Below are 20,464 nucleotides of genomic sequence, written 5' to 3'. Positions count from 1 at the left end.
TCAGCGAATAATTCCGCGACTGGATGACTGCAGACTATTGATCAGGGCATTGATCTCTGGCGTTTCGACAGCCATTCCCTGAAGAACCTCCAAGGCTTCAGTCAGTTTCAACCCCTGGCGGTAAAGAACTTTATAAGCACGACGAAGACTGCGAATCGTTTTATCACTCCAGCCACGGCGTCGCATACCTTCAAAATTCATTCCGTGCGGTGTAGCCGGGTTGCCGCTGGACATAATGTAAGCAGGAATATCTTTGAATACAGCCGTCTGGGCTGCCGTCATGCTGTTTCGTCCGATATGGCAAAACTGATGGACAGCGGTAAAACCACCCAGAATAACTTCATCCTCGACCACAACATGACCAGCAATGGCAGAGTTATTGGCAATAATAATATTGTTACCAATCATGCAGTCATGGGCGATATGGGCATACGCCATAAGCAGGTTGCCATCGCCGATACAGGTCAGGCTATTGTCCTGAACAGTCCCGCGATGAATAGTACAGCCTTCACGGATAACATTGTTATCCCCGATTTCCAGTCGTGTTGGTTCACCACGATATTTTTTATCCTGGCAATCCTCTCCAACTGAAGCAAACTGAAAAATGGTATTGTTACAACCAATAGTTGTGGGGCCTTTGATGACGGCATGAGAGTGGATCTTGGTACCAGCTCCGATTTCAACATCGGGCCCAATAATGGTAAACGGTCCTACCTCAACATCATCGGCCAACCGCGCAGATGGGTGGATGACGGCACGGGAGTCGATCAAGGTCAGATTTCCTTTTTCGCACAAGTAATTACAGCAGAACTCGCTATCTTACCATCAACAAGTGCCTTACAGGAAAATTTCCAGATGTCCCGTTTTTCCCCAAGAAATTCCGCAATCAGCTGTAAACGGTCACCAGGCACCACCGGCGTGCGAAAACGCACCTTATCTGCTGCGGCAAAATAGTAGACGGTATTTTCGCCTGGTGCGTTTTTCTGAATGAATGACCCAAGAATACCTGCTGCCTGAGCCATGGCTTCAACTATAAGAACCCCCGGCATCACCGGATGATGAGGAAAGTGCCCATTAAAGAAATCTTCATTGGCGGTCAGGTTTTTGTAACAATCAATGGTTTTCTTCTCCAGATCCAGGTCAACAACCCGGTCAACCAGAAGAAAAGGGTAACGTTGGGGCAACAACGCTTTTATCTCTTCAACCTGCATCATATAACAGTGCACCTCCCGAGCTCCTGCTAACGTCTGGAACTGCTTTCCAGCTCCCAACTTATTATTGTTCTTATTCCTTACAATCCACCCAAGGTCTTTAAACTCCCATGAGAAGCTTTAAACAGGCTTTGAAATGCGAGAGCCGGCAAAGCCGGCTCCTTACAATTAACAGAAAGAGTTTTACTCTTCCAGCTGTTTTTCCAGTGCTTTTATGCGCTTAGCCATATCATCCAGCTGACGGAAGCGCACGGTATTTCGACGCCAGTCCTTGATTGGCAGGGTACCAACACAACCCGAGGACCAAGCTGTTCCTGATTCAGAAATAGACTTTGTAATCATGGCCATACCGGCAATATGGACATTATCTGCAATAGTCAGATGCCCTGCGATACCTGTTCCACCTGCGATCGTACAACCGGAACCGATCTTGGTACTTCCGGAAATACCTACGCATCCAGCGATGGCTGTATTCTTGCCAATCTCAACGTTATGGGCGATCTGAATAAGGTTGTCGAGTTTCACACCATCATGAATAACGGTGTTATCAAGAGCACCGCGATCAATAACGGTATTCGCCCCAACCTCAACCTTATTACCAATCACCACACCACCGAGCTGGGCTATCTTGACCCATTCATCAAAATTATTGGCAAAACCAAATCCATCCGAGCCAATAACAGCACCGGAGTGAATAATGCACTCCCAACCAACAGTGACCCCATGGTATATGGTGACATTACCCTTCAGGATTGATTTTTCACCGATTCGGCTATCACGACCAACAAAACAGCTCCCAAGAATACGGACACCTGCTGCAATCTCAGCACCAGCCTCAACAACAACACCAGGACCAATCCAGGCTGTTTCAGCAACAAAAGCTGACTCATCAACAGTCGCTGAAGGATGAACACCTACCCGCTCCCCATCACTTGCTTCAAACAAGCGGCTGGCTCGCGCAAAACCAAGATAGGGATTTTTCATCACCAAGGCATTACCGCTGAAATTCTCAGCAACAGCCGGTGAAAGGATAATTGCACTGGCTGAAGATTCAGACAGGTACTTTTCATAGGCAGGATTTGCCAGAAAAGACAGACTGCCCTCTTCCGCTTCCTGCAAAGCTGCCAGCCCAGAGATCACACAATCGGAATCACCCCTGACTTCAGCCTGAATATGTTCAGCCACCTCAGCAAGGGTGTATTGCTTTACAGACTTCATAAATCCGCTTTTACTTCTTGCTTGTCAGTTTGTTGAGCTGCTCAATAACCTTGGCGGTAATATCCGTGCCAGACTTGGCATAACGGACAGTTGCCGCCTCAACAACTACATCAAAGTCGCCATCTTCGGCAACTTTAGCAAGCGCCTGGTTGGCAAGAGGTGCGATACGCTCAAACTCAGCTTTATCATCCTTGGCTTTTTCTTCACCAAGAGCAAGCCTTTGAGCATTGAAACTGTTTTCTTTATTTTGCTTTTCAGCCTCAATCTTTGCGCGTTCAGCCGGGCTCATCAGAGCGCCACTTTTTTTCAGCTTTTCATCCAGCGCCTGATATTCCTTATCCAGCTTTTCCAGGGCATCAACCTGACTTTTGTATTTCTTCTTGGTTTTTTCTGCGTAAGCCTTGGCAGCAGCAGATTCCTGTAGAATCACCTGGGAATTGATAACGGCAACACCGCCAGCTTCAGCCAAAGGAGCCTGCAGAGCAAACGGAGCAGCCATTACCAGAGCCATGGCCATACATTTTAAACTACGCAAATCTATCACTCCTGCAATCTGTTGATTAAACAGCTTTGATATCCTTCCCTGCAGCCACAAAGGTACTTCATACCTCTTGCTGGCCTTGGAACCACAAAAATTTACAGGGGGCAAGGCTAACGCCTCCCCCCCTGAATGTCACCCGTAAATACTGACTTTACCAGGCAGCTCTTTGAAAAAATGCCCTTATCCTTACAGATAAGAGCATTTTCTTTACAAGTTACTGCATTCGATCAGGCAATTTTAGAACGGCGTGCCAAGAGAGAACTGGAATACCTGAGACTCATCATGCGTCTCTTCCTTCAGGGCTTTCGCCAGACTGAAAGTCAAAGGCCCCATCGGGGTAATCCAGGTTAGACCAAGGCCGACACTATAACGCAAATCACTGAAAGATGGCTTGTAACAACTCACCAGTTCTCTATCACAGCTGGCATCAAAGACATTACCGGCATCGAAGAACAATGACGTTCTTAGTGAACGCTGATCTTTAATAAATGGTAGAGGGAAAAGCACCTCCATTGTACTTTCTACGAGCAGGTTGCCACCAACCGGGTCATAACTGCCGTCTTTCTGTTTGGAACGAGGCCCCAAAGTGTTGTCTTTGTAACCACGGATCGAGCCAAAACCACCACCATAGAAGTTCTCAAAGAACGGCAAATCAGAAGTGCCTCCAAACGCCCCGCCATATCCAACCCGTCCACTTGCCCGAAGGGTAAATGGACCAGTAATTGGCCAGAAACGCTGCGCACGGTAGTTCAATTTGTAGAACATTAGATCACTACCCGGCAGGCTAGTCTGCAAAGATACACCCTGAGACCATCCACGAGTAGGTAAAAGCCCATTATTCAGGGTAGATTGCGACCACCCAAGATTGGCTTTGAAATTGGTAAAGCTACTGCCTTCTTCATTGATAAATTTGTTGACCTCATTGGAGGCTGAGCTCCCCTTTTTCAACTTGTTATTCTCAACGCCCAGCCCGAAGTTAATACTGGAAATTTCAGACAGAGGATAACCAAAACTGATATCACCACCCATCGTATCAACGCTGTAGTTTGTCACATTACTATTATTATTATCCGTCTTACTGTAGAACAGGCTGTAGCCGCGGCTAACACCATCAACGGTATAGTAAGGATCGTTAAAAGAGAAACTGTACAGCTTACGAACCTTACTGGTATTCAATGACAGGGAAACTTTGTTACCTGACCCAAGGAAATTATCCTGACTGACAGACCCACCCAGGATCATACCATCAGACTGCGAGTAACCAAGGCTTGCAGTGATGGAACCGGATGGCTGCTCTTCAACCGAATAATTAACATCAACCAGATCTGTTACCCCAGAGACAGGAACAGTTTCAACATTAACCTCTTTGAAATAGCCAAGGCGGCTCAGACGGGTCTTCGACTGCTCAATCTTGGTTGTATTGGCAGAAGCACCTTCCATCTGGCGCATTTCACGACGCAACACTTCATCTTCAGTCTTGATATTACCGGAGAAGTTGATACGACGAACATAAGCACGCCGACCCGGCTCCACAAAGAAAGTGATGTCGACTGTATTATTTTCGTGATCCGGCCTGGGGATACCAGCCACGCTGGCAAAAGTATAGCCTTCATTACCCAGGCGACGAGTAATCAGATCTTCAGTACTGGTCATTAACTGACGGGAAAAAACCTGCCCATCCTCCACCAGAAGCAGTGAACGAATCTCTTCTTCTTCAACAGCAAGGTCACCAGCCAGTTTGACACCATTAACCGTATACTTCCCACCTTCATCAATATTGATGGTGATGTAAACACCTTCTTTATCGGGAGTAATGGAAACCTGGGTGGAAGAAATATTAAAGTTGATATAACCACGATCAAGGTACCAGGAACGCAGGCGCTCCAGATCACCAGAGAGCTTCTCCCGGGAATACTTGTCATCGCTGGAATACCAGGATGTCCAGTTGGAGGTTTTCAGGGTGAACTGTTCAAGAAGTTCGCTCTTACTGAACACCTTGGCGCCAACAATATTGACGTCCTTGATGGTGGACACCTTACCTTCACGTACCTTGATGGTCACAGCAACACGATTTCGGGGGAGCGGCTCAACTTCTGTTTCAATACGTGCACCGTAGCGCCCCTGAGCAACATACTGGCGTTCAAGCTCCAGACGAATAGCCTCAAGTGTTGCCTGTTGGAATATTTCCCCTTCGGCAAGGCCGGACTGCTTCAATCCCTTCAGCAGATCGTCAGTTTGAATCGCCTTGTTACCCTCGATATCGATTTTACTGATGGAGGGTCTTTCAACTACGGTGACAACCAGCACATCGCCATCGCGCCCAAGCTGGATATCCTGAAAGTAGCCAGTGCGAAACAGCGACCGCGCAGCTTCAGATACCGCCTGGCTATCAACATCATCCCCGATAGTAATAGGCAGGGCGTTAAATACGCTGCCGGCAGATACTCTCTGCAGTCCGTCGAGACGGATATCGTTGACTACAAAGGCACTAGCCTGACCGGCAAGCATGGTTCCGGCGACGAGTGGCAGTAATAATCGCTTCATGGAATCCGTTCTTCCAGATAAATGATCTTATTCCCCTGAGGGGCGCTATCAATTAAACATCTAACCGCTTTAGAACCACGGAGTCGATGTTGATATTCAATTGGTAGCGCCCGCCAGAGCGTCACAATCGACTTAAGTCGTTAAACAGGGCAACAAACATTATGCCCAAAATCAGAGCAAGCCCGATGCGCATGCCAAACATCTGCATCTTTTCCGATAGAGGCTTGCCTCTGAGCAATTCTACAAAATGATACAGCAGGTGACCGCCGTCGAGTACCGGCACAGGCAAAAGATTAATCACCCCGAGACTTACACTAAGCATAGCGAGGAAGCTGAGAAAACTCTCAACTCCCGATTTAACGGATGCACCCGCCGCTTTTGCAATAGTAATCGGTCCACTGAGATTGCTGACTGAAACAAGACCTGTCACCATTTTGCCAAGGGAATCCAGCATTAATGTTGACAGAGATGCCGTATCTGCAGCAGCCACCCCCAAAGCAGCCACCGGCCCAAACCGAATATCACGAATATATTCTTCAGGCCAGGAATAAGGACTTGATCCTGCACCAATGTAACCAATTTTTGTGCCATCGGCTAATTCTTTTTCTCCCGGTATCAGCTGCAAATTTTCCAAACGACCATCCCGTCGCACTTCAACAGAAAGTTCATTACCGGCATTTTCACGAATAAGCTCAACCCACTCATTCCATCCTGTAACCGGCTGCCCCTGCATACTGATAATTTCATCACTTGCCCGGAGACCGGCTTTGTCAGCAGCACCATCAGGCACAATCTTTCCAATAATTGCCGGTACCGATGGTGTCCAGGGAGCTATGCCCAAAGCTCTGACAGGATTCGGTTGCTCTTCACCTAGCAGCCAGCTTTGAATATTCACCGTTACGGAATAAGGTGCAGCGGAGGGCTTTTCAAATTGGCGCAAAGACAGATCCAGGGACCGGCTTTCACCAACCGGCCTTAGCAAAGCCATATTGACGTCATGCCAGCTTCTGGTTTCCCTGCCATCAACAGCAACAATCTCGGCACCTGAAACAATGCCAGACTGAGCCGCAAGTGAACCGGGTGCTATTTCACCAACAACAGGAACAAGAGCCCTGATCCCGATCATATACATGATCCAAAGGGCAGCTATAGCCAGGAGAAAGTTTGCTATGGGTCCCGCAGCTACAACCGCAATACGTGCCAGAACAGGTTTGCTGTTGAACGAGAGGTGGCGCTCCTCTTCAGCGACATCCCCTTCCCTTTCATCCAGCATCTTGACATACCCGCCAAGTGGAATAGCCGCAATAACATATTCAGTATCCTGCCGGTCACGCCAGGTAAAGAGCGGCTTGCCAAAACCAACACTGAAGCGCAGCACTTTAATACCACAGCGCCGGGCAACCCAGAAGTGCCCATATTCATGGATACTGACCAACAAACCGAGGGTCACGATAAAAGCTAAAATTGTCTGGATTGAATCCATGCAGCAGTCGTCTCTTAGATTATCCGACTAGTAAACTCAACGGCGTTAATGCTCGCACATAGAGCATAGAACTAGCAAATAGATCACCGACTTTATTATTAAACTTAAACACATATAGCGAATAATTTCACTACGCCAACTCTTTGCCTACAAACTTCACCGACTATCATCTTATTCAGTTCAAATCTGTTATGATGCGCCATTTTTTTCAGGAGCTGCAGGGTTGACAGCTGACAGAAATTTCGACGCACTTGCTGAACGCTTCCATCGTCAGATTTATGGGACAGATAAAGGAAGAATACGTACGGCGTTAATTCGCGAAGATCTTGAAACCCATATTCCCTGGATAGCAGATAGCGAGAACTCCGGTAAATACATTATTGATGCCGGAGGTGGTACTGGCCTGTTTTCAGCCGAGCTAACCAGAAACACCCGCCACGAAGTGGCATTGTGTGATTTGTCAGGAGAGATGCTGAACCGGGCACGAGAAAACTACAATGATATCACCCCCGGCACTTCAGTAGAGTTTATTCACACACCCATCCAAAACCTGCCAACTTACGTGAATCGGCAGGCTGACCTGATTCTGTTTCATGCCGTTATTGAATGGCTGGAAAATCCCAGACAGGTTCTTAAAGAGCTTGGCAAACTGGTCAAACCCGGTGGCTGGTTCTCAGTGCTGTTCTATAACAGACAATCACTTATCTGGCGCCATCTTATGATGGGTAATTTTGTCTATACCAACAACCAAGGTGCGCACCTGAAAGGCAATGGCAAGACACTAACACCTGATAACCCTCAGAACCCAGAAGACGTCCAAGACTGGCTTCTCAATAATGATTTTGAGATTAAAGCTTCTACCGGAATTCGGGCCATCTATGACAACATGCGCTCCCATGATCGCGAACGCAGCAGCTTTGACGATATCCTGAAGGCTGAAAAAATCTATGGAAGACAGGAACCTTATCTCAATATTGCTCGCTACATCCACTTGCTCTGTCAGAATAAATAAGCACCGGGGAAGCACTACCTACACTGGTAACAGTCATGTTATCAATACTTATCACGCACTAGATCAAGCACGAAGCACCTTGCGCATTTTGCTGGATAGCCATATGAGCAGGAAGGCTTCGAGCCAGTACACCACCAAAAAACAAGATATAGCGAGTTTTACCAGCAAGCCATATCAAAGATTAGCAAGGCCGACCATCTCCCCACCCCAATGCTATTCAATGGCGACAGACGTGTCACCCAGGCGACAGTCAACAATGTACTGATCAACCTACCCGAAGGTAAGGCCGTAGTTTTTGAACTTGATTTTGCTGCAGGTGCTTATGCAGCCCCACCATCACACCGCTATATCGCAACCTATCAAGATGAGCGAGTGACTGTGTACAGCTCTGACATGAACACACCCTACAGGATGAGCAGCAGGGATTTCGTCAACAAGTTCGTGGTAAAACTGCACAAAACATGGGAAGGCAGTAGAGTTAAAACTATCTTCTATAGCTATTTATAATTTTGCCCTTCAATCAGGATTGCACCCTAAAGTGCAATCCTGTCTCCAAATCAAGCCTCAGCAACAACAACAGCTCTTAAAGGAGCAGGTAACCCTTCAACAGTTTTCAGATGATCATTAGGATCAAGAAAATCTTTCAACGAGTTAAAACCCATCCATTCGGTTGTGCGCTGCTCATCAGCTGTTGTCCGGTTCATATCAACCACGCAAGCATTACGAAAACCAGAGCGACGCAGCCACAACAACAGAGTATCAGGACTTGGCAAGAACCAGACATTGCGCATCATGGCATAGCGGTCTTCCGGCATTAGCACCTCACCCAGTTCACCATCAATAACCAGTGTTTCGAGAACCAGTTCACCACCGGCACGCAAAGCTCCATGCAACTCCTGCAAATGCTCAATAGGTGATTTGCGGTGATACAGAACCCCCATGGAGAAGACTGTATCAAAGGCACGAAGGCGTGGCGGCACATCTTCCATTTTCAAGGGCAGAAGGTGAACAGGCTGATCGCGACCGATATATTTTTTAACCGCTTCAAACTGCATCAGAAACAGACGTGATGGATCGACGCCCAGTACTCGACTGGCGCCCGCTCCCAGCATCCGCCACATGTGATAACCGGAACCACAGCCCACATCCAGAACCTGACGCCCGGACAACGGTGAGATATGAGAGATTAAACGATCCCACTTCCAGTCAGACCGCCATTCGGTATCAATATATTCACCAAACAGATCGAAAGGCCCTTTTCGCCAGGGGCATAGCGCCTTCAAAGCATAACGCAACTGTTGAGATGCTTCGTCAGAAAGAGGCTCTTCACTGGAAACCTTTACCGCTCTGGTTTCCAGATCAACCGTATCAGCATTCAAGGGTGGCAGCTTGCTTAAAGCCCCCTGCCAGCGGGTCATATCACCATGGGGAGTATTAATCAGCACTTCATGCAACTGATCACGTAGTGTATTCAGCCAAGGCTCCAGGCGGGTATCAACCATGGCCTCAAACAGGTCATCGTAAAGAGTGGCAATCATAAAACGTTAATCCAGTTACCGAACTGCCAGCAGGGAGCAGAAATTAAACCCCTGGTACCAGGGAACAACATGCCTGAACCCGGCCTCAATCAAACGTTCCCTGTGCTCATCCAAAGACTCCGGCACAAGAACATTTTCCAGAGCAGTGCGTTTCTGACTGATCTCAAGCTCAGAATAACCATTGGCACGCTTGTAGTCGTAGTACAGAGTATCGAGGATAGTCTGATGCTGGGCAGGGAAAGCCAGTTTTTCTGAAAGGATCAGAGCTCCGCCGGAACACAGGCCGTTACGAATGGATTTCAGCAAATCCAGACGATCCTCAACAGGAATAAACTGCAAGGTGAAATTCAAAGCTGCTACAGAGGCATTCTCGATCATGGTTTCACGAATATCACCGCACAGAACATCAACAGGAATGCCACCATCATCTTCAGCAATAATCTTCTCACAGCGCTCAGTCATGGCTTCGGAGTTATCAATTGCAATAATCCGGCAGTTCTCATGGGAAACCGCATGCCGCATGGCAATTGAAACGGCTCCCAGTGAACTTCCCAGGTCATAAATATTGGTACCGGGGCGGGCATAGCGATCCGCAACCAGGCCAATCATGGAAACCACCATACTGTAGCCTGGTACAGAGCGCTGAATCATATCCGGAAAGACCCGGGCAACTGCTTCATCAAACTTGAAAGCTGCAACAGTTTCCTGCTGCTCGGCAAAAACTCGATCCTGAAAGCCGCTCATTCGTTAACAGCCTTACCATTTATAGAAAGAAAACATTAGCTGGCTTTTCAGCCAAAAAGAAAAAGTCTGCATCATATGCAGACTTTTCCATAGAGAAGGGACTATCTCTCTTAGCTGGCCAGCAACCAGAATACAGAGAAGACAGGTACCGCTGCGGTGAGGCTGTCGATACGATCCATCACACCACCATGACCGGGGAGCAACTGACTGCTGTCCTTGATACCGCGCTCACGCTTGAACATACTCTCAAGGAGATCACCAAGCACAGATACCATTCCAACAATCCAGGTGACAGCCAGCAGAGCCAGCATATGGAACAGTGCCAGTTCACGGTACCAGCCTACACCCAGGGCAACCAGGGTAATCAGGAACAAACCGCCAAATACACCTTCCCAGGTTTTACCAGGGCTAAGATGAGGCGCAAGCTTGCGACGACCAAAAGCCCGGCCGGAGAAATAGGCACCAACATCAGCCCCCCAGACCAGAACAAACACATAGAGAATCAACTCATTACCATTATCCTGGGATTTCAGGTAAACAAGCCCCGCCCAGGCCGGCATAAGAACCAGCCAGCCCATAAGAAGGCGCACAAAACGCATCCGCCAGGCTGCAGTGGAGTCGGGATAACTGATCACCAGCATCAGGGCTGTCAGCCACCAGGCCAACCCAACCCCCAGCAGGAAGCTGGCAGGCATACCGAAGAACAGATACATCATCAGCCCGGTCACAGTGGCATAGGAAACTCGTTGCCACTGGGAAGAAAAACCAGAAAGGTTAGCCCATTCCCAGGCACCAAGAAGGATGATGGCTCCAACAAATACTGCGAACCACTGCTGAGGCAAAAAGAACACGCCCCCAATAGCAACTGGCAATAAAGCCAGGCCTGTGATTACTCTCTGTTTCAGCATGCTTGTTTCAGTCCATGGCTGATATTATGTGTCGTGTTCAGGATTGGAGGTAGTGTCATGCGTCTGATTCAATCTGCTCACTGGTCTTGCCAAAGCGCCGCTGACGCTGACTGAAACTCTGCAAAGCCTTATAGAACTCATCGGGGCCAAAATCCGGCCACAGAACATCAGTGAAGTAAAACTCCGAGTAGGCACACTGCCATAACAGGAAGTTACTGATACGGTGTTCTCCACTGGTGCGAATCAAGAGATCCGGAGGCGGCAGATCGCCAGTCACAAGATGCTGCTCCAGCATTCCTGCCGTGATATCAGCAGGATCAAGCTGTCCAGACTTGGCTTTTTCGGCAAGCTGACGGGTTGCTTCAACGATATCCCACTGTCCGCCATAGCTGGCAGCAACCACCAGAGTCACTTTGTAATTGGTTGCTGTCTTCTCTTCAGCCTGACGAATATGTTTCTGGATTGCAGGGCTGAATGCGGAAATATCACCGATAACCTTCAGACGGATATGATGTCTGCGCAGGCGTTTGACTTCAAACTTCAGAGCTCTTAGAAACAGCTCCATCAAGCCTTTGACTTCATCGGGTGGGCGATTCCAGTTTTCACTGGAAAATGCGAACAGGGTCAGAACCTCAACACCATAGTTACCGCACGATTCGATAACCTTACGTACAGCCTCTACACCGGCCCGATGGCCGCCCAGTTTGCCCTTGCTGTGTTTCTTGGCCCAGCGGTTATTGCCATCCATGATAATGGCAACATGACGGGGAACAATTGCCAGGGGCAAACGATCGGAGACAGTTCCGCCAGAAGTTGACTGAGCCGTCTCAGCAGGGTTATCACTTACAGATGTCTTGGTCATAGACTTTAGCACTACCGGAAAGAGATACCGGGTACATGACCTGAAACACGTACCCGGCAGGATCTGGTTATCTCTGGGATCAGATAGCCATCAGATCCTTTTCTTTGGTAGCCAGGGCTTTTTCGACTTCAGCGATAAAGCGATCAGTGATCTTCTGCACTTCATCAGCACCACGACGCTCGTCGTCTTCACCGATTTCTTTTTCTTTCTCAAGCTCTTTCAGATCAGCAATCGCATCACGGCGGATATTGCGAATGGCGATACGAGCCTGCTCAGCTTCGTGGCGAGCCTGCTTGGTGTAGCCCTTACGGGTTTCTTCAGTCAGTGCAGGCAGAGGAACACGAATGACTTCACCAGCAGTCGATGGATTCAGACCCAGATCGGACTTCAGAATAGCCTTTTCAACTTCAGGAACCATGGAACGTTCCCAAACACGAATAGCCAGAGTACGAGCATCTTCAGCAGAGATGTTGGCAACCTGGCTCAGGGGAGATTCAGAGCCATAGTAGCTTACACGTACAGAATCCAGCAGACTTGGATGGGCACGACCAGTACGGATTTTGGCGAAAGCGTGGGACAGGGACTCAATGGTCTTGCCCATACGCTCTTCAGCATCAGCTTTAATTTCGTTAATCATCATTCACTCCCAAAGCAACCCTGCAAAGCCGGAGCGGCGGCCCTGCAATTCAAATAACATACAGGTGGAACAAAACATCCCACCTAACATCCTGAAAATTTGTTACAGGTCTGACCCGAAATACCTGTTATCACGCAAACGGCCCTGAGCTTATCTCGCAGCAGGAAAGGTGCGATCATGGTGTTACAAGCGTACCTTCGTTGCCACCCACGACAACATTCAGCAGAGCACCGGGCTTGTTCATATTAAATACACGTACAGGCATCTGGTGATCACGCACCAGGCAGATCGCGGTAAGATCCATGACACCCAGCTTGCGATCAAGGACTTCGTCATAGCTGAGTTCATCAAACTTCACAGCACCCGGGTTTTTCACCGGATCGCTGTCATAAATACCGTCAACCTTGGTTGCCTTCAGCACAACATCTGCTTCTGACTCAATGCCACGCAGACAGGCGGCTGAATCCGTGGTGAAGAACGGATTACCGGTTCCGGCAGAGAAGATTACCACGTCACCGCCGCTAAGGTAACGAATTGCCCGACGACGATCATAATGCTCTACTACGCCGCTCATTGGAATAGCAGACATCACTCGTGTATTAATATTGGAACGCTCTAAAGCATCACGCATGGCCAGGGCATTCATTACTGTTGCCAGCATACCCATATGGTCACCGGTCACGCGATCCATGCCGGCTTCCTGAAGAGCTGCGCCACGAAACAGGTTACCTCCACCGATAACCAGGCCGACCTGAACGCCGATACCGACAAGCTGACCAATCTCCAGAGCCATTCGATCCAGCACCTTGGGATCAATGCCAAAATCCCCATCCCCCATCAGTGCTTCACCACTGAGCTTGAGCAGGATTCGGTTATATTTGGGTTGGCGATCTGTAGCGGGCATAGTCTATTCCTGTGATCAGAAATTATTAGGTCTTATCAAGACAACCTAACAGGCAGTCGGTTTGGATACTTGTGCGAATCAAAAAGCAAAATACCCAGACGACTGACTGCACACCTGTGCAAGATTAATACAGTCAAACATCATTGTGACACCGCCAGAGAAAGATGTGCAGCGCCAAAACAGCCATTTGCCCGGCAAAAGCAGAATTACAAATGCCAGACACACAACAGGGCGACTTACGTCACCCTGTTGTTGACCCATTCAAAGCTGACTTACAAGAAAATCAGTTTCAGGGGCCTGCAAAGAAGAATTAGTTACCGGCAGCAGCGGCAGCAACTTCAGCAGCGAAGTCAACTTCTTCTTTCTCGATACCTTCACCAACTTCGTAACGTACGAAGCCCAGAACGGTAGCGCCAGCGTCTTTAGCCAGCTTGCCGATCTTGATTTCAGGATCCTTAACGAAAGCCTGTTCTACCAGGCTGTTTTCAGCCAGGAACTTGTTGATACGACCAACGATCATCTTTTCGATGATTTCAGCAGGCTTGCCAGACTGTTGAGCCTGAGCGGTGAAGATTTCCTTCTCCTTCTCTACCAGCTCAGCAGGCATGTCTTCTTTGTTAACAACCTGAGGGTTAACAGCAGCAACATGCATGGCGATGTCTTTAGCAACTTCTTCGTTACCGCCTTCCAGAGCAACCAGAACAGCGATACGCTTGTTACCGTGAACGTAAGCGCCGGTTACGCCGCCTTCCAGCTTAACGATACGACGAACACCGATGTTTTCACCGATCTTCTGAACCAGAGCCTGACGAGTAGGTTCCAGAGCTTCTTTCAGAGCATCAATTTCGAACAGAGATTCTGCTTCTGCCTTGGCCAGAACTTCATCAGCAAAAGCAACGAAACCTGCATCACGGGCAGCAAAGTCAGTTTCAGAGTTCACTTCAACCATCAGGGCAGCCTTGCCACCGTCGATGATCTTGGTGACAACAACACCTTCAGCAGCGGTACGACCGGCTTTCTTGGCAGCTTTGGCCTGACCGGACTTACGCATCTCTTCGATAGCTACTTCAATGTCGCCATTAGCTGCAGTCAGAGCGCGCTTGCACTCCATCATGCCCAGACCAGTACGGTCACGCAGTTCTTTTACCAGAGAAGCGGAAATTGCCATCTCAGTATCCTCTTACCTGTAAGAAAACGGATGACGCAACCCTGCGTAATCCGTATGAGTTCTTTGTAGAAGCTGATCATCCATGCAGCGCCTTTCAGGCAAAACATCTGAACTATCAGCTTACAACTGCACTTCGGAAAAAAGGGGGCAAGGCCCCCTTTTTTCTGTTGCGATCCGCAGGCCGCATATATTGAGTACGATCCGTGGATCTGGCAACTCAAGCCTAATATCAGGCTTCTTCAGCGCCTTTTTCGCCAGCAGCAGCATCAGCAGCAGGAGCAGCAGGAGCAGCAGCAGGAGCTTCGGCAGGAGCTTCTTCTGCTTCAACGTATTCGCCGGTAGCAACCTGAGCAGCGCGAGCTTCCAGAATGGTGTCAGCAGCGCTTTCCAGGTACAGCTGAATAGCGCGGATCGCGTCATCGTTACCTGGAATGATCATGTCAACACCGTCAGGGTTGCTGTTGGTGTCCACGATACCGATAACAGGGATGCCCAGCTTGTTGGCTTCCTGAATAGCAATCTTCTCGTGCTCAACGTCGATCACGAACAGGCAGTCAGGCAGACCGCCCATGTCCTTGATACCACCCAGGGAACGATCCAGCTTTTCCAGCTGACGAGTACGCATCAGAGCTTCTTTCTTGGTCAGCTTCTCGAAGGTACCGTCTTCACGCTGTACTTCCAGGTCGCGCAGGCGGCGGATGGACTGACGGATGGTCTTGTAGTTGGTCAGCATGCCGCCCAACCAGCGATGGTCAACGAAAGGCTGGCCGCAACGCAGAGACTGTTCGCGAACGTGCTTACCAGCAGCGCGCTTAGTGCCTACGAACAGAACCTTGTTCTTGCCTTCAGCCAGCTTCTTGATGAAGTCCAGGGCATTGTTGAAAGCAGGCAGGGTGTGCTCGAGGTTGATGATATGAATCTTGTTACGGGCACCGAAGATGTAACGACCCATCTTTGGGTTCCAGTAACGGGTCTGGTGACCGAAGTGGACGCCGGCTTTCAGCATCTCACGCATGGTAACTTGTGCCATGACTTTTTAACTCCTGAAGGGGTTATGCCTCCATACACCCCATAAACCGACCCTCTCGAATCACCATATTGGCAACTCTGGGGCACCCCGGATTATGTGTCGGTATATGTGCGATTTCATGATAGATAAAATAAGCTACATCCAAATCGGATGCAGCAGCGCGGCTTTATACCATATAGAAATAGCTATCGCCACAATTATGATGAGAATCTGAGATTCATCAACTGTAATCATTATAAGTGAGACGGGAGCGTTCGAGGTCAGGGCACTTTTGTCGATAGGTCTGTAAACAACCATAAACCCGGTGGCACCCTATGAATCTGGCGAGACATGCCCTCACCATTCCATTATTGCTGTTATTGATTCCCGAGCCTCTAGCAGCAGACACACTCTCGCTGGAGGGTGACGGGTTTCAAAGGGTGGCAGACCAGATCAGATCAATCCCTCCATCAGGCTTTTCTGCATCAGGGCAAGGCATCACTGAAAACCCTTCCATCCAGGTTGATTTTGACTACCGCTCCAACATCGGTATCCAGGCGGTCTCTGTCACCGAACGCCTCCCGGCAAGAATTCTGAAAAACGGCGAGGAAACGGGTACCTCCATCTTTCTGGCCACGGTTGAAAACCAACCTGCCCTGCTAACTCTTGGCGATCAGGGAATCCAACTGAGTCATACCCGGTTTGACGGCGTCAGCCGGGAGGCCACCTTCACAGAAATTGATGAGCTCGGTATCGAGGAAACCATACTGACAGGTGAAAGCACCCAGCATGCAAATCTGGAGCAGCTGGCGCTAAAAAACATAAAGCCCACAGAGTCTTTTCAGCCTTCAGCCCAAACCAGCAATAATGCCTCCAACCATAGCCAGACACCTTTGATAGTTCACGCCTTCAAACACACAGAACTCCCTAAAAGCGACAGCTACCTCTTTCACCGCCACTTCGGATGGTGGATCAAACACATGTCCGAACTAAACCAGAGCCATCAACACAATGGTAATCAATCCATTTTCAGTGAAATCATAATTAACTGGGCCTCAGATAAAACCATCCAGAACATGCCACACCAAACCAGGTACGAGAATAAGCAAGCCTCAACTGCCAAAGATCGTTTCCTGGAGGAATTCAGAAAACATATCGCCGACTGGAACGACAAACAGAAGAGTCAGACACCTGCCACTCACACAAAGTTTCTCCTACTGGTCCGCTATGGCATTACCGCCCGCAATCCGGCCATTCATAATGGAATCGAAGACCCCCACTATGAAGCCATCCTTGAGGCAACAGATCCAAAATACCAGATCGGGTTTGTTGTCAGTCGCTACAGGCAGTTTCCAGCCTACAGCCTTGGGGTTCTTATGGGAGGCAGCCAGAAATATGCAGAAACCAAGTACAAGTTTCCCTGGTTCTGCGAAACCATTATTGCCGACCTTTCCGAATTTCGATCAAATTGCTACGAGTACTCACTCAAAAACAGGAAATTGATTATTGATCACCTGCTATAGAAAACACCCTGAAACAAGGTATCACTCCACCCTTCTTACAAGACAGTCCTGGCAAGATCGGCAGCTCATCAGGGTTTTGCGTTATGCACAACACCCATCGCCAGAGCCAGCACCTTCATACAATTACTCTGCACCAAAAGAAACCAGCCATTCGCCTTACCAAGGTTCAGATCCGGGTTATGGGTGCTGCACAAAAACCCCCGCTCTTTGAGGAGGTAGCTGTTTTTTTTCCGCAGAAATGCCGCCTGGGTCTCTGCATCCGGGGAAGGATACACCCATGCCGGAATGGCCTTCTCTCTCACGTCCTGGACCCAACCGGGATGCTCCCCTGTTTCACACCAGTACACCATTTCTCTGGCCGCCTGATCAGCGAGCCCTCCGGTCTCAAGCAACCGCCAAAGCTGTTGGCGGGAATCACTGCCCTCAGGCATGCCAAATGCTTCACCAAACAATGTTGTGTAGAGAACCAACAGTTCCTTTTTAACCTCCTCAACCTTGTTAGAGAACATGCCGGCATTGCGGCTGTTGAATTCTGTCTGCAGAGTTCGAGCCAGCAGAAGCTCCAGAGCCAGCATATTATTCCCCAGCACCCGCAACGGGGGAGATGCCGGATATATCTGCTTGGGGTGCACCATAAGCTCCTCATGCAGACAAATTTCGGCAAAATCCCTCAAACCCACAGGCCAGGGAGAGACATTTGGAAACTCTGTCGCCTGGCCATTCCAGTTCATCAGCCCCCCCTGAGATTGATAGGAGTGCAGCTGATTCAGAGCAAAATATTCACGTGTATCTTCGCAAGTATTGTTATGATACGCGGGAAGCATATTCTCGACAGACAGACCGTGCCTGAACAGAACACCAGTATCGTGTGCGGCAAGCTGCAACCCTTTCAAAGAGTTATCCCGGCTCAGACCCAGGGCCCCCTCAGATTCATGCACGTAGCGATGATAAAGCTCATTCGAAGCGGTGTGAAAAAGATAGCCTGGTAGCGGGCCTGTACCCTCCACTGTGGCAACCTGCTCTTCCAGTCGGCCTTTCTTTGCGGCGGGCAACGCCAGCAAGGATTCCGGATTTTTAATGCCAAAATTACCCTGAGAAACCGGGAGCCTGCTGCGAATATCCATCCCCTGCCCAGACTTCGATGACTGAAACAGAGCCTGCTGCTCCCTCAAAAAACCAAGAACACCGGCTTCCCGAGTCAACTCCTCCAGCGGTTCAACCTGACTGGACGTTCGCTTTCGTAACTTGATGCGATAACACCGATCCTCACCCTCCGCCTGGGTAAACAAAGAACGACCGTAAACACCAGTACAACCTTCCTGCTTCACAAATTTTTCCAAAACCGCAGCCGGAAGCTCCGGCATGGCTTTGATCTCATTCCCGGAGGTGCGAACAGTATCGACCAGATGCTGCCGGTATGCGGTTTTTATTGCCTCAGAGGGTTCTGGCGGCACAAAACATTTGCCAGCAGCATAAAACAAAAGGCTATTCCAGGGGTACGCCTGATCCCAGCCTGCTCCCAGTGGATTTAACCCGGTATTCAACAGACCCTTAACAAAACTATGACCACGCCGGGATTGAAGGATTTCCGCCATAATCTTCTGCGAGTATGGCCCGGGCAGGGCAATCAGGATACAGATAATGGCTTGTGAAGAAAGATCGCTTTCAATCAACTGATCCGCCAGTGCCCTGTAATTATTTGCCGTCACAGGAAGATAAGTAGGCAGCAAAGGATATACCTTTTCTAATTGCTGAATATTGTCTGTGTAACATTCGGAGTTCTGATATATGCTGGGACAGCACCTTAGGGTGAGGCCTTTTTGAAGACCGTAAGCCACAATATGAATCAGAGGCCTGCCACCGCATCCTTTAAAACCAATAATGAGTCTTTCCAGCCATTCCTGAACCTTTTCAGGTGGTTGCACCTTGAATAAAAAATCAATAATTTTCAGAGGTAGCACCAGATCAGAAGATATTGCGTACAAGGTGGCAGAACCGTAAAAATCATGGGGGAACTTGCCTCCAAGATTTTTTTGCCTGAAGAGAGAGTGAAGTTGAGCCGTTTCTACCAAGGTGCGGAATTCATAAAACTTAGCGCCACAAAGCTCGACATGCAGGCAACTGTTTCCGCTACTTTTATCGACAACACGCAAAATATCTTTGTATTCTTCATGTACTGACAGTATCCGGTTAACTATTTTGAATTGTTGATTCTTTGTCAGCCACCACAGAAGATAGGGGCGAAACGTTTCAGGCACTTTCATAAAAACATCAATGACTGATTCGCTACATTCTAAATGAGTTATAAGTAACTCAATAAACTGGGAATATTTCTCCATAACAAGATCACCATGAGCAACACTAGACTCATCAAAGGATTTCAAATCGCTTTCATGGATAATTTTTCTTAATATGGGAATCGCAAAAAATTTAAACACGATCTTGGGACAACAATCACTGTTACAAATATCAAATACAAAAACTGAATCCGTATTAATTTTTTCCCAAAAGAGATCTTCCAACAAACCAAGGCCTTTATTATTTTTATTCCATTGTTCAAACCACCATAAAAAAACATCGCCTGATTTATACTTTAAGAACTCCAGCCCCATAGCCGGATCATCCATCACCTGCGAATTATTACTAAAAATTTCCTGAACAATATCCAGCGGCAATTGCCAGTATTTTCCCACTAAATCTGTATATTCGTTATTTTCTGACAGTCTGTAACCTGCATTAAAAAGGCATCTGAGAATAGGCTCTGACTCTGGAGAATTCTTTCCTATGCACCATAGGGCTGTATCACCCAGTACCTCCTGGATGTTTTGTAGTTTTTTAAGAAATTGACCTGTCATCTTTGATAAGGGTATTTTCGATATATCCTTTAGAGTATTGACAGTCTCGAGCAAATTGTTAGTTACAAGCCCATACCAGATATCAATTCCTTCTATCTGCTCAATAAAGTCTGCCATCTGCTGTTGCATGGTTTGATACTGGCTTTCAGAAATATTTCCGCGGATACAGGCCTGGCAATGCTCTCGGAGTGATAACCCTCTGGGGTTTGATATTCGATAACTGAAAACAGATGAGATATCCTGTCCACTATCGACGGCTGGCATGGGTGTGTAACGGAAGCCGGACTCAGTCCTTTGATCAATCGGT

Annotated in this window: 17 protein-coding genes; 2 read left to right on the top strand and 15 right to left on the bottom strand. The window is 48.4% G+C overall.

The window, feature by feature from the left end:
• From lpxA to rseP, 6 genes are all read right to left on the bottom strand, one after another.
• On the bottom strand, positions 1 to 771 hold the full coding sequence (gene lpxA / locus M3P05_RS18935; protein ID WP_249701676.1) for an acyl-ACP--UDP-N-acetylglucosamine O-acyltransferase: 771 nt from the start codon (positions 769 to 771) through the stop codon (positions 1 to 3).
• A 2-nt stretch (positions 772 to 773) separates the two neighbouring features.
• On the bottom strand, positions 774 to 1,214 hold the full coding sequence (gene fabZ / locus M3P05_RS18930) for a 3-hydroxyacyl-ACP dehydratase FabZ (RefSeq protein ID WP_249701675.1): 441 nt from the start codon (positions 1,212 to 1,214) through the stop codon (positions 774 to 776).
• A 180-nt stretch (positions 1,215 to 1,394) separates the two neighbouring features.
• Positions 1,395 to 2,429 (bottom strand): UDP-3-O-(3-hydroxymyristoyl)glucosamine N-acyltransferase, encoded by a 1,035-nt coding sequence (gene lpxD, locus M3P05_RS18925; RefSeq protein ID WP_249701674.1) that lies wholly within the window; start codon positions 2,427 to 2,429, stop codon positions 1,395 to 1,397.
• A 10-nt stretch (positions 2,430 to 2,439) separates the two neighbouring features.
• Positions 2,440 to 2,964 (bottom strand): OmpH family outer membrane protein, encoded by a 525-nt coding sequence (locus M3P05_RS18920; RefSeq protein ID WP_249701673.1) that lies wholly within the window; start codon positions 2,962 to 2,964, stop codon positions 2,440 to 2,442.
• Positions 2,965 to 3,207: 243 nt separating this feature from the next.
• On the bottom strand, positions 3,208 to 5,514 hold the full coding sequence (gene bamA, locus M3P05_RS18915; RefSeq protein ID WP_249701671.1) for an outer membrane protein assembly factor BamA: 2,307 nt from the start codon (positions 5,512 to 5,514) through the stop codon (positions 3,208 to 3,210).
• A gap of 121 nt (positions 5,515 to 5,635) precedes the next feature.
• A complete protein-coding gene (gene rseP, locus M3P05_RS18910) occupies positions 5,636 to 6,997 on the bottom strand; it encodes a sigma E protease regulator RseP (protein ID WP_249701670.1) in 1,362 nt (453 codons plus the stop codon).
• A 223-nt stretch (positions 6,998 to 7,220) separates the two neighbouring features.
• Here rseP and M3P05_RS18905 point away from each other — a divergent pair, with 223 nt between their 5' ends.
• Positions 7,221 to 8,009 carry a methyltransferase domain-containing protein gene (locus M3P05_RS18905; RefSeq protein WP_249701669.1) on the top strand — a complete coding sequence of 263 codons (789 nt, stop codon included), beginning with the start codon at positions 7,221 to 7,223 and terminating at the stop codon, positions 8,007 to 8,009.
• Between the two features lie 557 nt (positions 8,010 to 8,566).
• Here M3P05_RS18905 and cmoB read toward each other — a convergent pair.
• From cmoB to rpsB, 8 genes are all read right to left on the bottom strand, one after another.
• A complete protein-coding gene (gene cmoB / locus M3P05_RS18900) occupies positions 8,567 to 9,547 on the bottom strand; it encodes a tRNA 5-methoxyuridine(34)/uridine 5-oxyacetic acid(34) synthase CmoB (RefSeq protein ID WP_249701668.1) in 981 nt (326 codons plus the stop codon).
• A 15-nt stretch (positions 9,548 to 9,562) separates the two neighbouring features.
• Positions 9,563 to 10,291, bottom strand: coding sequence for a carboxy-S-adenosyl-L-methionine synthase CmoA (gene cmoA, locus M3P05_RS18895; RefSeq protein ID WP_249701667.1), 729 nt, complete (start codon positions 10,289 to 10,291; stop codon positions 9,563 to 9,565).
• A gap of 110 nt (positions 10,292 to 10,401) precedes the next feature.
• Positions 10,402 to 11,199 (bottom strand): phosphatidate cytidylyltransferase, encoded by a 798-nt coding sequence (locus M3P05_RS18890; protein ID WP_249701666.1) that lies wholly within the window; start codon positions 11,197 to 11,199, stop codon positions 10,402 to 10,404.
• Positions 11,200 to 11,254: 55 nt separating this feature from the next.
• Positions 11,255 to 12,061, bottom strand: coding sequence for a polyprenyl diphosphate synthase (gene uppS, locus M3P05_RS18885; RefSeq protein ID WP_249701665.1), 807 nt, complete (start codon positions 12,059 to 12,061; stop codon positions 11,255 to 11,257).
• A gap of 79 nt (positions 12,062 to 12,140) precedes the next feature.
• Positions 12,141 to 12,698 carry a ribosome recycling factor gene (gene frr / locus M3P05_RS18880; protein ID WP_249701664.1) on the bottom strand — a complete coding sequence of 186 codons (558 nt, stop codon included), beginning with the start codon at positions 12,696 to 12,698 and terminating at the stop codon, positions 12,141 to 12,143.
• Positions 12,699 to 12,873: 175 nt separating this feature from the next.
• Positions 12,874 to 13,602 carry a UMP kinase gene (gene pyrH / locus M3P05_RS18875; protein WP_249701663.1) on the bottom strand — a complete coding sequence of 243 codons (729 nt, stop codon included), beginning with the start codon at positions 13,600 to 13,602 and terminating at the stop codon, positions 12,874 to 12,876.
• Between the two features lie 310 nt (positions 13,603 to 13,912).
• Complete coding sequence (gene tsf / locus M3P05_RS18870) at positions 13,913 to 14,770, bottom strand: translation elongation factor Ts (RefSeq protein ID WP_249701662.1); 858 nt, start codon at positions 14,768 to 14,770, stop codon at positions 13,913 to 13,915.
• A gap of 229 nt (positions 14,771 to 14,999) precedes the next feature.
• The gene (gene rpsB / locus M3P05_RS18865) at positions 15,000 to 15,800 is read right to left on the bottom strand and encodes a 30S ribosomal protein S2 (protein ID WP_249701661.1); all 801 of its coding nucleotides are present in this window, start codon (positions 15,798 to 15,800) and stop codon (positions 15,000 to 15,002) included.
• 314 nt (positions 15,801 to 16,114) lie between these two features.
• Between rpsB and M3P05_RS18860 the strand changes: the two genes are divergently transcribed.
• Positions 16,115 to 17,302: a hypothetical protein gene (locus M3P05_RS18860; protein ID WP_249701660.1), complete on the top strand. Its 1,188-nt coding sequence runs from the start codon at positions 16,115 to 16,117 to the stop codon at positions 17,300 to 17,302.
• Positions 17,303 to 17,370: 68 nt separating this feature from the next.
• On the opposite strand, the gene M3P05_RS18855 is transcribed toward M3P05_RS18860, so the two are convergent.
• Positions 17,371 to 20,464, bottom strand: a 3,094-nt coding sequence (locus tag M3P05_RS18855; RefSeq protein ID WP_249701659.1) for a hypothetical protein, incomplete at its 5' end; no start/stop codon positions are given.

Source organism: Parendozoicomonas callyspongiae (assembly GCF_023502345.1).
Classification (GTDB): Bacteria; Pseudomonadota; Gammaproteobacteria; order Pseudomonadales; family Endozoicomonadaceae; genus Sansalvadorimonas; species Sansalvadorimonas callyspongiae.
This window is presented reverse-complemented; position numbering and strand designations above follow the sequence as displayed.